Here is a 14,489-nt window from a genome sequence, read left to right on the forward strand (position 1 = left end):
TCGCCCGACGTCCCGCGCACTCCGCCACCATGCTCCGCTCCCCGGTGCACCTTGACCCCATCCTAAGGATGCGTAATGCTTACGCAATAACGCGTATGGCATACGCAGAAGGGGGTCCCGACATGACAGACCCGTCCGGAATCACCGCCGGCGCCGAAAGCGGCGGCGCCACCCGCACCATCGAGGCGTACGGCCTCACCAAGTCCTACGGAAAGCCCGCCGTCCGGGTCCTCGACGGCATCGACCTCCAGGTCGGGCGCGGCAGCGTCTTCGCCCTCCTCGGGCCGAACGGGGCCGGCAAGACCACCACCGTGCGGATCCTCGCGACGCTCGCCGAGGCCGACTCCGGCACCGCCCGCGTCGCGGGGTACGACGTGGTCGCCGAGCGGAGCGCCGTGCGCCGGTCGATCAGCCTCACCGGCCAGTTCGCCGCCGTCGACGAGACCCAGACCGGTGAGGAGAACCTGCGCATGATGGCCCGGCTCACCGGGCAGCCCCGGGCCGCCGCCCGACGCCGGGCGGCGGAGCTGCTGGAACGCTTCGACCTCACCACGGCGGCCCGCCGCCCCGTCCGGACGTACTCCGGCGGCATGCGACGCCGCCTCGACCTGGCCGCCGGCCTCGTCGGCTCACCGGAGCCCGGGGTGTTCTTCCTCGACGAGCCGACCACCGGCCTCGACCCGCGCAGCCGCCGGGAGCTCTGGGCGGTCGTCCGGGAGCTGGCCGTACGCGGGGCGACCGTCCTGCTCACCACCCAGTACCTGGAGGAGGCCGACCGCCTCGCCGACCGGATCGCCCTGCTGAACCGGGGCCGGATCGTCGCCGACGGCACCGCCGCCGACCTCAAGTCCCGCGTCGGCGGACACCGCCTCGACCTGGTCCTCACCAGCGACGAGGCCTACCTCCGACTGGCCGGCCGGGCCGTCCACCACTCCCCCGAGACCCTGACGCTCGGCCTCCCCACCGACGGCTCGGCGGCCCAGGTGCGCGCGCTGCTCGACGAGATCGACCCGGCGGGCCACGAGATCGAACGCTTCAGCCTGCACAGCGCGACCCTCGACGACGTCTTCCTGGACCTGACCTCGAACGCGGCCCCGAGCACGCCCACCACCTCGAACGCGACCCCGGCCCCGGCCCCGGCCCCGGAGGCACCCACCCATGTCTGACACCGCCGTTCAGCGGAGAAGCCCGGCCCGGCGCCCCGTCGGGGCCGAGGCCGTGCGGGACCCGGGCCGGGGGCCCGGCCCGCTCACCCACACCGTCGTCATGGCCGCCCGTGCCCTGCGCATCAGCAGCCGCAACACCGACGCCCTGATCACGTCCCTGGCCCTGCCGATCATGCTGATGCTGATCTTCGTCTACCTCTTCGGCGGCGCGATCGACACCGGGACGGACTACGACTCGTACGTCATGTACGTGGTCCCGGGCGTCCTGCTGCTGTCCGCCGGGTTCGGCGCCGCGACCACCGCCACCGCCGTCAGCGAGGACATGAAGGGCGGCATCATCGACCGCTTCCGCTCCCTGGACGTGGGCGGCACGCCGGTGCTCGCCGGCCATGTGGCGGCCAGCACCGTCCGCAATCTCCTCGCCACCGCCCTGGTCTTCGGCGTCGCGCTGCTGATCGGCTTCCGTCCCGCCGCCACCTGGAGCGGCTGGCTCGTGGTGGCCGTCGTGCTGGTGGCCTACATCGTGGCCCTGTCCTGGATCTCGGCGGCGATCGGCCTGCTGGCCCGGACCCCGGAGGCGGCGAGCGGCTTCACGTTCTTCATGTCGCTCCTGCCCTACCCGAGCAGCGCGTTCGTCCCGACCGAGAAGATGCCGGACTGGCTGCACGGGTTCGCCGGCCACCAGCCGATCACCCCGGCCATCGAGTCCCTGCGCGGGCTGCTGCTCGGCCAGGACGTGGGCGACACCCCCTGGATCGCGCTCGCCTGGGCCGCCGGGCTGCTCACCGTGGCGATCGGCGCCTCGGGGACGCTGTTCCGGATCCGGACGCGCTGACCCGGCCCCACCGGCGGGCGGGACTCAGAACACGTCCGGGCACCACGGCCGCCGGCCCGTACGGAACACGGCGTCCGCCGCCGTCGCCGCACCCGCCCGCAACTCCTCGGCCCGGCCCAGGTCCACCAGCCGCCGCACGGACTCGTCGCCCAGATACAGCGTGGCCAACTCCGCCACTCCCAGGGCCAGATCGGCGCTGCGGGTGGTCGGGGTGCAGCGCGCACCGGAGGGCGAGGCGTCCAGCAGGAAGCGGCCGCCGGCCAGAGCCGCGTCGTCCCGGACGTCCAGGACGAGCGACGCCTCGGTGCCGTAGGTCCGGGCCTCCAGGGCGCGCGGCACGTCCAGCACCCGCAGCCACAGCCAGTCCACGTTCGTGATCATCCGGGCCGCGCGCGGGTCGGGGAGCAGCAGCGGGAGCAGGTCGTCGGGGGCGCGGTGGCCCGAGCGGACCGCGCTGATCCAGTCGATCGAGCAGACGTGGTGCCACAGGGCCCGCTCGGCCGCCGGGTTCAGCGCGATCATGTCCCGTACGGAGGCGGTGCTCAGCGGCTGCTTGGCGTCACCCCACTTGTCGTCCGCGCTGTACACCATCAAGCCGTCGACCGTGCCGTCGGCGGCGCGGTGCACCAGGTAGAACGGTTCGGTCCACTTGTCGTGGTCCGGGCGGGGGGCGGCCCCCGTGCGCAGCCGCCACCAGCGCTCGCCGCGGGTGACGATGCCGGGCTGCCGGGCCGCCAGCGCCGCGTGCACCTCCGGGCCGATCTTGCGGACGTCGGCGCCGTCCACCATCTCGACGCGGCCGCCGGCCGCCGGCTGCCCGGAGCGGCGCGGGTCGAGGCCGGCCCGGTGCACGGAGACCTCCCACTCGGCGCTCCAGGCGGCGGGGCCGAAGCCGTACCGCCCGTAGATCGGGTACTCGGCGGCGATCAGCGAGGCGACCGGCTCGCCACGCTCCCTGGCCGCCGCCAGGTCCGCCGCCATCATCCGGCTGAGCAGTCCGCGCCGGCGGTGCGTGGACGTCACCGTCACCCCGCTGATCGCGTCGGCCCGTACGGTGGCCCCGCCGACCACGGTCAGCTCCTGGGCGAACGAACGGAACGTCGCCACGCAGCGCCCGGCCTCGAACGCGCCCTGCGTACGGGAGAGATCGGCGTCGGCGAACCGGTCCGCGACGAGCTCCTCGCTCGGTGTGCCCGGTGTCAGGAACCCGGTCCCCACCGCCCTCATCCAGTCGGCGGTCTCGGACGCGGTGACGGTGCGGACATCAAGGCTCATTCCCCCACGCTAGGCACGCGCACTTCAGAATGTCGCGCGAATTTCCCCGACCTCCGCCGCCCCGCCCAGCAGCGGCGAACGGCCGATCCGGGCGACCACCGGGGCGTCCACGCCCAGCAGCTCCAGGGCTCGGGCCAGCACCGGGCCGAGCGCCCGGACCGACCCGTCGTCGATCTTGAAAGCGAGGGCCCGGCCGTCGGCCAGGGCCACCGCCTGGACCGCCTCGGCGCCCATCTTGGAGAGCGTCCCCGGCACCTCGCGCATCAGCCACGTGTCCAGGCGCCGGGTGCCCGCGACGTACTCCGGGTGGGCGCGCATCGCGTCCGCGACCCGGCGCTCGGCGCTCCCGGGCTCCGCCAGCACGAAGGACCGGAAGGCGCGGGCCAGGCCGGTCAGCCCGATCGCCATCAGCGGGGCCCCGCAGCCGTCCGTGCCGAGCGCCGCGACGGGCTCGCCCGCCGCCTCGGCGACGACCTGGCCCACGAGCCGCTGGAGCGGGTGGGCGGGGTCGAGGTAGGTCGCGGTGTCCCAGCCGTTGTGGACGCAGACGGCGAGCATGGCCGCGTGCTTGCCGGAGCAGTTCATCGTGATCCGCTCGCGTACGTTCCCGGCGGCGAGGTAGGCCTCCGCCTCCACCGCGTCCAGCGGCAGGTCCGGCGGGGTCCGGAGGTCGGCGGTGCTCAGTCCGTGCTCGGCGAGCATCTTCCGCGCGAGGTCGAGGTGGAAGGGCTCCCCGGAGTGGCTCGCCGCGGCCAGCGCCAGCCGTTCGCCCGACAGGTCGAGGCCGGCCCGCAGGATCGCGGCGGCCTGCATCGGCTTGTTGGACGACCGGGGGAAGACCGGCGCCGCCGGATCGCCGATCGTCCGTTCCACGCTGCCGTCGGCGGCCAGCAGGACCAGCGCACCCCGGTGGTGTCCCTCCGTGAACCCGGAGCGCACGACCTCGGCCAGGACGGGCGGGGCGGGGACCGGAGCGGAGGATATGGCGGACGGGGCGTCGCTGGACGTCATGGTGGCCTTCCGGGGACGGGGGTGCGGGACCCGCGCCCGGAAGGATCGCTTCAGGCGAGCAGGTCGTCTACTTGTGCTTCCCCGTCACGGTACCTGCGGGCGATCTCCGCGCCGCAATCGTCGGCGGTGCGCTGGAGCTCGTGACGGCGCCGGGAGACCTGCTGTTCGTAGCGGACGAGCCGCCCCATCGCCGTGTGCAGTTCCTCGTCCGTCCGGGCGTCCAGATCGGACAGCTCGACCTCGGCGAGGGTCTCGGCGGCGAGCTGCCGGAACTCGTCGCCGCGCGGCGTCCGCAGCGTGACGTGCCGGGCGGAGGAGCGGTGCCGGGACGGGGTGTCGGCCAGGATCTCCGAGAGCCGGTCGACCACCGCCGCGTCCTCCACGGGCGCCTGCGGGTCACGGCGGCGTGCCAGTTCGGCGCGCAGGATGTCGATCCGTCCCTGCACCAGCCGGCGTACGTAACCGATGTCGGCCTCGTCGCGCTGGGCGTCCCGGCGCAGCGTCCGCAGCTCCGGCAGCCGCAGTCCGCCGAAGCCCGCGTCGCCGCCGGCCTGCTCCGGCACGGAGGCGGGCACGGCGGCAGGCCCGCAGACGGGTCCGGAAACGGGCCCTTGAGCGGGCGGCGGCAGGGGTGCGGGCCCCTGCCCTGGCAGACTGCGCTGTACGGGTGACCGCAGGGTGCTGGTGCGGCGACGTGCGCCCGGTACGGCACCGGGAGATTGTCCGGCTCCATAGGTACTCATGCTGTTCCGTCCCCTCGACCGGTGCGTCGGCACACCGACATCGTGCATCGTGCCACTCCGCACGGGGCCGATGCAGGTGCTCTGTACCCGTTCAGCCCAAGATAGGTTGGTCTGTATGCGTGCAGTGGTACAGAGAGTGGACGGCGCGAGCGTCTGGGTCGCCGGTGCGACGGACGGCCCCTCGGCGCCCGGAATCGTCGGGGAGATCGTCGGTGAGGGCCTGTGTGTGCTGGTCGGGGTCACCCATGACGACACCCCTCAGAAGGCGGCGCAGCTGGCCCGCAAGCTCTGGTCGGTGCGCATCCTGGAGGGCGAGAAGTCCTGTTCGGATGTGAATGCGCCCCTCCTGGTGATTTCTCAGTTCACTCTCTACGGGGACGCCCGCAAGGGCCGCCGGCCGACCTGGAACGCCGCGGCTCCGGGCGAGGTCGCCGAGCCGCTGGTGGACGAGGTCGTGGCCCAGCTCCGGGCGCTGGGGGCGCAGGTGGAGACGGGCCGGTTCGGAGCGGACATGCGCGTCTCGCTCACGAATCACGGCCCGTTCACGGTGATCATCGAGGTGTAGCCGTACGCGGAGGGGCGGCGCGCTACGGCTCGACGACGGTCTCCTGGGCGGCCGCCGTGTCCCCGGCGAGCAGCTCCGCGTCGACGGCCACGTTCCGCTTGACCAGGGCCAGGGCGATCGGGCCCAGCTCGTGGTGGCGGGCCGAGGTGGTGATGAAGCCGAGCTGGCGGCCCTCCTGGCCGTCGGCGGCCAGCCGCACCGGTGTCCCGTGTCCGGGCAGGTGCACCTCGCTGCCGTCCAGGTGCAGGAAGACGAGCCGGCGCGGCGGCTTCCCCAGGTTGTGGACGCGGGCCACGGTCTCCTGCCCCCGGTAGCAGCCCTTCTGGAGGTGGACGGCGGTGCCGATCCAGCCCAGCTCGTGCGGGATGGTGCGGTGGTCGGTCTCGAAGCCGACGCGCGGCCGGTGCCCCTCGACGCGCAGCGCCTCGTACGCCAGGATCCCGGCGGCGGGCCCGTGGGCGGCGGCGTACGCCTCCAGCTCCTGGCGCGGCAGGAACAGGTCCCGGCCCTGCGGGGTCTCCCGTACGGCCACCCCGTCCGGCACCTCGGCGATGGAGCCGGCCGGGAGGTGGACGAGGGCGATGTCCGCGGTGCGGTCGGCGACCTCGACCCGGTAGAAGAACTTCATCGACTCCAGGTAGGCGATCAGGTCGTCCTGGGTGTCCGGTTCGACGTGCATCCACACCGTCGTCCCGTCGTCGACGAGGTACATGGCGTGCTCGATGTGCCCGTTGGCGGAGAGGATGAGCGCCTCGGTGGCCTGGTGCGGGGCGAGGTCGCTGACGTGCTGGGTGATCAGCAGGTGCAGCCAGGTCAGCCGGTCGCCGCCGGTGACGGTGACGACACCGCGGTGGGAGAGGTCGACGAAGCCGTTGCCGTCGGCGAGGGCGCGTTGCTCGCGGAACAGGTCGCCGTAATGCGCGGCGACACCTTCGTCGCGGCCTTCGGCGGGAACGGCACCGGGCAGGGACAGCAAGGGGCTCTTCATGCGCCCAGCCTACGACTTGGCGGAGGCGTCCTCCGCTGCCTTCCTGGTGGCCGTGCACGAGGCACAGCGGCCGAAGATCGCGAAGTGCTTCATATCGGTCTCGAAGCCGAAGCCGGCGCGGAGCTTCTCGGTGAACTCGGCGACGACGGAGAGATCCGCCTCGGTGACGTCGTCGCAGTCCCGGCAGACCAGGTGGATGTGGTGGTGGCGGTCGGCCAGGTGGTACGTCGGGGCGCCGTGCCCCAGATGCGCGTGGCTGACCAGCCCGAGCTCCTCCAGGAGCTCCAGGGTCCGGTACACCGTGGAGATGTTCACGCCGGACGCGGTCCTGCGCACCTCGCACAGGATGTCGTCCGGCGTCGCGTGCTCCAGGGCGTCGACCGCCTCCAGGACGAGCTGACGCTGGGGCGTCAGCCGATAGCCGCGCTGCCGGAGGTCGGTCTTCCAGTCGGTGCTCACCACAGGCCCAGTGTAGAGCGGGGTGGGCACCTGCCAGCAGTGCTCGTCCGGAACGGGCGCCCTACTTGAAGAACGCGATGCCGTCGTCCGGCATGTCCTCGAGGTTGCGCGCCATCTCGGCGACCTCCTCGGGGGTGACGACCTTCTTCAGGTGCGCCGACATGTACGGGCGCAGCTCGACCCCGGGCGTGGCCTTCTCGCCGACCCACATGAGGTCGCTCTTGACGTACCCGTAGAGCCGCTTGCCACCGCTGTACGGGCCGGAGGCCGCCGTGCGGGCCACCGCGTCGGTGACCAGGTCGATCTGCGGCTTCCGGTCGGCCAGCTCGCCGTACCAGATCTCGATGACGCCCTGGTCGCGGACCATGACGACCTCGACCTTGCGGTCCTTGTCGACGCGCCAGTAGCCGGTCTCCGTCTCCAGCGGCCGGACCTGCTTGCCCTCGTCGTCCAGGACCCAGGTGCGGGAGACGTACTCCAGGAAGTCACGGCCGTCGTGGCTGAAGGTGACTTCCTGGCCGAAGTTGCACTTCTCGGCACCGGGGAAGTCGGACACGCCCGCGCCCGCCCAGTTGCCGAGGAGGAAGGCCAGCGGGACGAGGTCCGGGTGGAGGTCGGACGGAATCTCGATCATGAGCGGCTCAGACGATCTGTGAGGGAGGGGCGGAACGGTCCCGTGCGGACCGGATGCGGACCGGGTGTTACGAGGGTCAGCGCTGGCCCTGGTACAGCTTCTTCACGGTGATCGCGGCGAAGGCGGTGACGCCCACGCAGACCAGGATCAGCAGGGCGGAGAAGAATGCCTCAAGCACAGGGGGCTCCTCGTGGACGAGCGGGTGGCGGCGGTACAGGGCCGGGCCCACAGCCTAATGGGTGGGGGCCCGGTCTTCTCGTCCAGGTGTCGGCCGGGGGCCGCCGCCGCGGGTCTCGGGGCCTGCCCGGGCGGGCAGCTGGTTCTGCGGGATCAGCGTGTACCGGAAGGGGATGCGGGCCGTCTCCCGCTTCCCGGCGCGCTCGTGCACGACGAGGGCGATCGTGTTCCCCCGCCGGGGTGTACGCCTGCCGGACGTGCTCGGCCCCGAAGGGCGCCTGCTCGGCGAAGACGGACGGGGAGAGGTTCTCGATGTCGTCGGCCAGGCCCGGCCGTCGTCGGACTCCGTGGTGCCCGTGCGGTCCGGCGGCGTACCGCACGGCGGCCCCGCCCGCGCCGCGCCGCCGCCGCGATGATCACCGTCGTACGGCCGCGCGGCCGCCGGTGTACGGGCGCGTCGGCCGGCGCGGCGCGGGCGGCTCCGCCGGCGCGGGCGCGTCGGCCTGCACGGGCGGCTCCGCCGGTTGCCTTCCGGACGATTACAGTTCGGCATATGCCGAAGAAGCTCGTGATCAAGGTGACCGCAGGGCCCGAGGCCGCCGAGCGCTGCTCCCAGGCCTTCACCGTGGCGGCCGTGGGCGTCGCCAGCGGTGTCGAGGTCTCGCTCTGGCTGACCGGGGAGTCCTCGTGGTTCGCCCTGCCGGGCCGGGCCGCCGAGTTCGAACTGCCGCACGCCGCGCCGCTGCCCGACCTGCTGGACTCGATCCTGGCGGGTGGCCGGATCACCCTGTGCACCCAGTGCGCGGCCCGGCGCGACATCACCGAGAAGGACGTGCTGGAGGGCGTACGCATCGCGGGCGCGCAGGTCTTCGTGCAGGAGGCCATGGCGGACGGCACCCAGGCGCTCGTCTACTGATGGCACGCGTCTGCTGAAGGCACGCGTCTGCTGACGGGCTCGTCCACCGACGACAGCCCGTCCGCTGATGGCTCAGTGGCGCTTCTTGCCGTCCAGCTCGTCCCACCACTCGTCGGACTTCGGGTCCCCGGAGGGGTCGTCCCACCAACGGTCCTCCGGGCCACGCCGGTTGGCGATCATCGCGGCGATCGGCGGGATCACCATGGCGACCACGCACATGCCGACGGCGACCGGCATGGACCACAGGCGCACCACGGCCCAGGCGGACACGAAGAGCGCGATGCATCCGCCCATCATGAGGAAGTAGTTCCGCCTGCGTCGGGCGTACATGCTTCCAGCGTAGGTCTCCGGTCGCCGGACGGCACGAAGGGCCGCACCCCGCGTCAGGTGGCGTCCAACCCCCTGGGGTGCGGCCCTCCGGCCGTTCCGTGAGCCGGATCCACCGGCCCGCCGCGGATCCGTGAAGGATCAGACGGCGATGGCGACCTCGGAGAGACCGCCGGTCTGCGCGACGACCGTGCGGTCGGCGCTGCCGCCCGGAACCAGGGCGCGGACCGTCCAGGTGCCCTCGGCCGCGTAGAAGCGGAACTGTCCGGTCGCCGAGGTCGGGACCTCGGCGGTGAACTCACCGGTCGAGTCCAGCAGCCGTACGTAACCGGTGACGGGCTCGCCGTCGCGGGTCACGCTGCCCTGGATGGTGGTCTCACCGGGCTTGATCGTCGAAGCGTCGGGGCCACCGGCCTGTGCTCCACACATGGTTCTGTCCTTCTGGTCGGGTCGTGCGGTCGGTCGGATCGGTCAGGTCCGTCAGGACTCTGCCGGGTGGCGCTACTTGTTGGCGCCGAGCTCGATCGGCACGCCGACGAGGGAGCCGTACTCGGTCCAGGAACCGTCGTAGTTCTTGACGTTCTCCTGACCGAGCAGCTCGTGGAGGACGAACCAGGTGAGCGCGGAGCGCTCACCGATGCGGCAGTAGGCGATGGTGTCCTTCGCCAGGTCGACCTGCTCGGCCTCGTAGAGGGCCTTGAGCTCGTCGTCCGACTTGAAGGTGCCGTCGTCGTTGGCGTTCTTCGACCACGGGATGTTGCGGGCGCTCGGCACGTGGCCGGGGCGCTGCGACTGCTCCTGCGGGAGGTGGGCCGGGGCGAGCAGCTTGCCGCTGAACTCGTCGGGCGAGCGCACGTCGACCAGGTTCTGGCTGCCGATCGCCTTGACGACGTCGTCGCGGTAGGCGCGGATCGACTCGTCCTGCGGCTTGGCCTTGTACTGGGTGGCCGGGCGCGTCGGGACGACGTCGGTCAGGTCGCGGGAGTCGAGCTCCCACTTCTTGCGGCCGCCGTCGAGGAGCTTCACGTTCTCGTGGCCGTACAGCTTGAAGTACCAGTAGGCGTAGGAGGCGAACCAGTTGTTGTTGCCGCCGTAGAGGACGACCAGCGTGTCGTTGCCGATGCCCTTCTCGCTGAGCAGCTTCTCGAAGCCGGCCTGGTCGACGAAGTCACGGCGGACCGGGTCCTGGAGGTCCTTGGTCCAGTCGATCCGGATCGCGTTAGTGATGTGGTTCTTCTCGTACGCCGAGGTGTCCTCGTCCACCTCGACGATGGCGACCTGCGGGTCGTCGATGTGGGCCTCGACCCAGTCGGCGTCTACCAGGACGTCGCTGCGGCTCATGTTGTTCTCCTCCGGGGCAGTCTGCGGCGGTGTGGTGCGAGATGCGGAGTTGCGGGGTGCGGGTGTACGCGCGGAGGCACTGGAACGCGGCGCGTACGGGGCACGGCCGGCCCTGACGACGGTCGAAGGGCCGGGGAGAAAACGGGACGGTGCGAACGCCCCGCTCAGAAGGTGCGACAGAGCATGGCGGCGACGCGGCACAGGTCTACTGCCCGCCGCTTCGTGAGATCCGCCTGTCGCTTCATGGGTCCGATCGTAGGGAGGTACGTACGGAGATGTCACCGTCGTGTCGCATGATGAGACGCGATCATCCGTTATGTGAGACGTGGAGGGGCGGACAGGCCTTGGATCGCCTGCCCGGCTCCCCCGGGCCTTCCTCTTATCTGCGGACCGGACACGGGTGTCTCACCATCCGGATCAACGGGGCGGCCCCGGTGGACCGAGGGCGGCCGGTCAGCCCGTCAGGGAGACGTCCGAGCCGGTCACCGATATCTCCAGGCCCTTCTCGGTCACCTTGACCTCCCGGAGCTCCAGGCCCTTCGGCAGCCCGTCGACGTCGCCCTCGAAGTCGGTCTTCTTGCGGACCAGTTCCTCGACGCCGGGGATCCCCTCGCCCGGCACCTCGTCCGCGCGCACCTTGATCGTGTGACCGTCGACGCGGGTCACGGTGGACAGCACACTGCGCGAGATCGGGCGGCCGAGGACCTCGACCGTGCCGGTGACCTTGGCCTTGCCGTTGCCGCCGTACTCCACGACGACGCCGTCGCTGGCCGCCGCCGTCAGGTCCTCGTAGCTGACGTGCCCGGTGCCGGTGGCGCGGGCGGCCGTGGCGCTCCGGTAGCCGGAGCCGAGCTTCACGTCGTGCAGTTCGGCCCGGACCTCGCTGACCCGCATCGCCCGGCCGGCGGCGCTGGTCCGCATGCCGGTGAGGTTGACGTCGACCCGGTCGAGCTGCGAACCGGCGAGCTGGGTGAGGAAGGGGAAGCCCTTGATCGAGATCTCCGTCGTGGCGGGGCCGCCCCCGCTGATCGTGACCCGGTCCTCGGCCTCGGACTCGGCGAACCAGACGGCCGCGCGGTCGACGGCGATGAAGAGGCCGCCGAGCACCACCACCAGAACCAGCAGTATTCGCAGTGCGCGCATGTGTCGTTTCCCCACCCTGAGCCGATCGGTCCCCCTGGCGCCCGTGAGCCTACTGCCGCAGGAGGGGACGCCCTGAATGATCGACGAATGACGGCCCCTCATCGGTTCCCGAGGGGCCGTCAGCAGCCGTGGCGCACGGCGGTCGGGGTGCGGGCCGTCAGAGGATCGCGCGGCCGACCAGGTAGACGACCGGGGCCGCCACGGTCAGCGGCAACGCCACCCCGGCGGTCATGTGCACGAACCGGGACGGGTAGTCGTAGCTCGCCACCCGCAGCCCGATGAGCGCGCACCCGCCCGCCGCGAGACCGAGCAGCGCGCCCTTCGCCCCGAAGTCGGTCAGAGCGCCGACCGCGACGCCCGCGCCCGCACCCGCGAGCAGGGCCACCGCGACGGAGACCACGCCGGGCAGCGGCAGGGCACGGGCGAGCACGGCCGCCGCGACGGCCACCCCGCCGACCGCCACCGCGTCCGGGACCGCCGCGAGGTGCCCGCCGGCGAGCACAGCGAGGGACGCGGAGACGACGGTGGCCATCAGCCCGTACATCCGCTCGTCGGCCCCGGCGTGGCTGCGGAGCTGGAGGACCACCGTGAGCAGCACCCAGACGCCCAGCGTGCCCAGCAGCGCGGCGGGACCGTGCTCCCGGCCCGCCGCGAGCAGGGCGACGTCGGCGACGAGCCCGCCGGCGAAGGCGAGCGCGATGCCCTGGCGGGCGGGCCACATGCCGTTGAGCCGGAACCAGCCTGCGGCCGTCACCGCCTGGAGGAGCACCACCGGGACGAGCAGGGCGTACGGCCCGATCGCCGCACCCCCCGCGAGCAGCAGCCCGAGTACGGCGGTGAGCGCCGCGGGCTGCATCCCCGGCGCGATGATCGGCGAGCGCCCCTCGGCGCGGGCCCGCTGGGCATCGGTGATCCGGGCGTTGCCCAGCGTCGTGGGCGCGCTGTAGCCCGTGCCACCCGGTCCCGGCTGTCCGGCCGCGGGCTCGGGAGCGGGGGCCGGTGTGGCGGGTGCGACGGGTGTGGCCGGGACCTCGGGCGGCAGCGGGAAGGAGCCCGAGGCCCCTTGAGGCGGCAGATAGGCGGTGTCGGCCGCGGAGGGCTGGTACGGCTGCTGGGGCTGGTGCTGTCCCTGGTGCTGCTGGGGCTGGTGCTGTCCCAGGTGCTGCTGCGGTTCCTGAAACTGCTGCTGGGGCTCGTGCTGCCCCTGGTGCTGCTGCGGTTCCTGAAACTGCTGCTGGGGCTCGTGCTGCCCCAGGTGCTGCGGCTCCTGGTACTGCTGCTGCGGCTGGTACCGGGGCTCCTGGTACTGCTGCCGGTACGGATCCGGCTGCTGCTGCTGCGGCGGCTGCTGCTGCCCGTAACCCTGCGCCTGACCCTGCCCGTACCCCTGCCCCTGCGCCTGTGGCGGGTCGTCCGGGCGGATCGTCGGCTGGTACTGCGTGTCCCAGGTCGGCGCCTGCCACGTCTGCGTCGCGCCCTGGCCGAAGTCGGCCGGCTCCGGGGACACGGCGGACCGCCCGGCCGTCCCGTCGGGCCAGTGCGGCGACGAAGGCTGCGGCTGCTGCGGCTGCTGCGGCTGCTCGGGGTCGTACGGATACGGGTACTGCTGATCGCTGCTGCTCATGGCCTGCGGTTCACCCTCCTGCGAACGGCGGGAGCACCTCGACCGTGCCGCCCTCGGCAAGGCGTACGGTCTCATGCCCGCGGGTCCCGACGGGGTCCCCGTCGACGAGGAACGAGCACCGCCGGAGCACCCGGCTCAGCTCGCCGGGGTGCCGTTCGCGTACCGCGTCGAGCGCCTCGGCGAGGGTCGCCGCCGCGTACGGTTCCTCCGCGGTGCCCGCGGCTGCCTTGGCCGCAGCCCAGTAGCGGATCGTCCCCGCTGCCATGGCGCCACTCCTTCGGTCGGTTCGTCGGACGCCTCGTGCGTCAGCTCTCCATGATGGGTCACGCGGGCGGCGCGGCCGTCGCCCAGTCGGCGATGCGGGCCAGCAGGGCGTCGTCCGCCGCGTTCTCGGCATGGCCCATCCCCCGCTCCAGCCACAGCTCCGCGCCGCCGGGTCCGGCCGCCTCCGCCAGCATCCTCGGGTGGTCCAGCGGGAAGTACGGGTCGCGGTCGCCGTGCACGAGCAGCAGCGGGGCCGGGGCGATGAGCGGGACCGCGGCGACCGGGGAGAGCGGGACGGGGTCCCAGTCCTCGGTGGCGATGCGGGTACGGAGTCCGTAGCGGCCGACGAGGCGGCCCGTGGGGCGGGTGACCACCCAGTGCAGCCGGCGCATCGGGGCCGTCCCCCGGTAGTACCAGCGGGCCGGAGCGCTGACGGACACCACCGCGTCCGAGTGCGCCCCCTCGCTCCCAGTGCGCCCCTCGCGCTCCGGTACGCGAACGGGCGAATCCCCGAGGACGGATTCCGCCGTATACAGAGCGCCGTGCCGGAGCACCACGGAGCCGCCCATGGAGAACCCGACCGTGACGACCCGGGTGTGTCCCAGCTCCCGCGCCCAGGCCACCGCCGCGGCCAGGTCCAGCACCTCGCGGTCGCCCACGGTGGAGCGCCCGCCGGACCGCCCGTGCCCCCGGAACGAGAACGTGATCACGGCCGCACGCTGGGCGAACACCCGCGCGGCACGCCTGACGGCAGGACGGTCGGCCGAGCCGGAGAACCCGTGCGCGACGACGATCGCGGGGGTCGCCGCAGGGGCTGCGGCGCCCTCGTCCTCCGCCGCCCCTGAGCCCGCCGTACACGGCTCGTACACCGCCTCGACCGGTACGCCGTCATCCGTCAGCAACGTGCCGAATCGTGGGGGTCGCGTGAGCAAGGGAACAGAAGAACCCAGGAATCGACCCTCGGACACGGAACTCATGTGGGCTATTCTGCTGCGAAGAGGATCCGGGCAATGCAGCCCCC

The 14,489-nt window shown here is 72.6% G+C and carries 18 protein-coding genes; 4 read left to right on the forward strand and 14 right to left on the reverse strand.

The window, feature by feature from the left end; all coding sequences use genetic code 11:
* Positions 1–122: 122 nt before the first annotated feature.
* Together IG90_RS0128510 and IG90_RS0128515 are read left to right on the forward strand one after the other, a co-directional pair.
* Positions 123–1,166 (forward strand): ATP-binding cassette domain-containing protein, encoded by a 1,044-nt coding sequence (locus tag IG90_RS0128510; RefSeq protein ID WP_030590537.1) that lies wholly within the window; start codon positions 123–125, stop codon positions 1,164–1,166.
* Entirely contained in the window at positions 1,159–2,001 is an 843-nt protein-coding gene (locus tag IG90_RS0128515) for an ABC transporter permease (RefSeq protein ID WP_030590539.1), read from the forward strand. The genes IG90_RS0128510 and IG90_RS0128515 overlap by 8 nt, the downstream gene beginning before the upstream one ends.
* Before the next feature lie 24 nt (positions 2,002–2,025).
* On the opposite strand, the gene IG90_RS0128520 is transcribed toward IG90_RS0128515, so the two are convergent.
* From IG90_RS0128520 to IG90_RS0128530, 3 genes are read right to left on the reverse strand one after another with little or no spacing between them, the layout of a single operon-like run.
* On the reverse strand, positions 2,026–3,276 hold the full coding sequence (locus tag IG90_RS0128520; RefSeq protein WP_030590542.1) for a GNAT family N-acetyltransferase: 1,251 nt from the start codon (positions 3,274–3,276) through the stop codon (positions 2,026–2,028).
* A gap of 24 nt (positions 3,277–3,300) precedes the next feature.
* A complete protein-coding gene (locus IG90_RS0128525) occupies positions 3,301–4,287 on the reverse strand; it encodes an asparaginase (protein ID WP_030590546.1) in 987 nt (328 codons plus the stop codon).
* Positions 4,288–4,337: 50 nt separating this feature from the next.
* Positions 4,338–5,030, reverse strand: coding sequence for an RsiG family protein (locus tag IG90_RS0128530; protein ID WP_233436176.1), 693 nt, complete (start codon positions 5,028–5,030; stop codon positions 4,338–4,340).
* Positions 5,031–5,145: 115 nt separating this feature from the next.
* Between IG90_RS0128530 and dtd the strand changes: the two genes are divergently transcribed.
* A complete protein-coding gene (dtd, locus tag IG90_RS0128535; protein WP_030590552.1) occupies positions 5,146–5,595 on the forward strand; it encodes a D-aminoacyl-tRNA deacylase in 450 nt (149 codons plus the stop codon).
* 22 nt (positions 5,596–5,617) lie between these two features.
* Here dtd and ygfZ read toward each other — a convergent pair whose 3' ends face one another.
* The 3 genes from ygfZ to IG90_RS0128550 are packed head-to-tail and all read right to left on the reverse strand — an operon-like array spanning position 5,618 to position 7,676.
* The gene (gene ygfZ / locus IG90_RS0128540; RefSeq protein WP_030590555.1) at positions 5,618–6,583 is read right to left on the reverse strand and encodes a CAF17-like 4Fe-4S cluster assembly/insertion protein YgfZ; all 966 of its coding nucleotides are present in this window, start codon (positions 6,581–6,583) and stop codon (positions 5,618–5,620) included.
* Positions 6,584–6,592: 9 nt separating this feature from the next.
* Positions 6,593–7,045, reverse strand: a complete 453-nt coding sequence (locus IG90_RS0128545) for a Fur family transcriptional regulator (RefSeq protein WP_030590557.1) — start codon at positions 7,043–7,045, stop codon at positions 6,593–6,595.
* A gap of 58 nt (positions 7,046–7,103) precedes the next feature.
* Entirely contained in the window at positions 7,104–7,676 is a 573-nt protein-coding gene (locus IG90_RS0128550; protein ID WP_030590560.1) for a heme-binding beta-barrel domain-containing protein, read from the reverse strand.
* Positions 7,677–8,406: 730 nt separating this feature from the next.
* Here IG90_RS0128550 and IG90_RS0128565 point away from each other — a divergent pair.
* Complete coding sequence (locus IG90_RS0128565) at positions 8,407–8,769, forward strand: DsrE family protein (protein ID WP_030590567.1); 363 nt, start codon at positions 8,407–8,409, stop codon at positions 8,767–8,769.
* A 72-nt stretch (positions 8,770–8,841) separates the two neighbouring features.
* On the opposite strand, the gene IG90_RS0128570 is transcribed toward IG90_RS0128565, so the two are convergent.
* From IG90_RS0128570 to IG90_RS0128600, 8 genes are all read right to left on the reverse strand, one after another.
* The gene (locus tag IG90_RS0128570; protein WP_030590570.1) at positions 8,842–9,099 is read right to left on the reverse strand and encodes a DUF3099 domain-containing protein; all 258 of its coding nucleotides are present in this window, start codon (positions 9,097–9,099) and stop codon (positions 8,842–8,844) included.
* 138 nt (positions 9,100–9,237) lie between these two features.
* Positions 9,238–9,525: a DUF1416 domain-containing protein gene (locus IG90_RS0128575; RefSeq protein ID WP_030590573.1), complete on the reverse strand. Its 288-nt coding sequence runs from the start codon at positions 9,523–9,525 to the stop codon at positions 9,238–9,240.
* A gap of 72 nt (positions 9,526–9,597) precedes the next feature.
* Positions 9,598–10,437, reverse strand: a complete 840-nt coding sequence (locus IG90_RS0128580) for a sulfurtransferase (protein WP_030590575.1) — start codon at positions 10,435–10,437, stop codon at positions 9,598–9,600.
* A gap of 164 nt (positions 10,438–10,601) precedes the next feature.
* The gene (locus IG90_RS47165; protein ID WP_350310325.1) at positions 10,602–10,682 is read right to left on the reverse strand and encodes a putative leader peptide; all 81 of its coding nucleotides are present in this window, start codon (positions 10,680–10,682) and stop codon (positions 10,602–10,604) included.
* A gap of 208 nt (positions 10,683–10,890) precedes the next feature.
* Positions 10,891–11,580, reverse strand: coding sequence for an LmeA family phospholipid-binding protein (locus IG90_RS0128585; RefSeq protein WP_030590578.1), 690 nt, complete (start codon positions 11,578–11,580; stop codon positions 10,891–10,893).
* 157 nt (positions 11,581–11,737) lie between these two features.
* On the reverse strand, positions 11,738–13,204 hold the full coding sequence (locus IG90_RS0128590) for a hypothetical protein (protein WP_030590581.1): 1,467 nt from the start codon (positions 13,202–13,204) through the stop codon (positions 11,738–11,740).
* A 10-nt stretch (positions 13,205–13,214) separates the two neighbouring features.
* The gene (locus IG90_RS0128595; RefSeq protein ID WP_030590584.1) at positions 13,215–13,469 is read right to left on the reverse strand and encodes a MoaD/ThiS family protein; all 255 of its coding nucleotides are present in this window, start codon (positions 13,467–13,469) and stop codon (positions 13,215–13,217) included.
* 58 nt (positions 13,470–13,527) lie between these two features.
* A complete protein-coding gene (locus tag IG90_RS0128600) occupies positions 13,528–14,370 on the reverse strand; it encodes an alpha/beta hydrolase (protein ID WP_030590587.1) in 843 nt (280 codons plus the stop codon).
* Positions 14,371–14,489: the final 119 nt, after the last annotated feature.

Origin of the sequence: Streptomyces anulatus, from assembly GCF_000721175.1 — a bacterium.
GTDB lineage: Bacteria > Actinomycetota > Actinomycetes > Streptomycetales > Streptomycetaceae > Streptomyces > Streptomyces anulatus_C.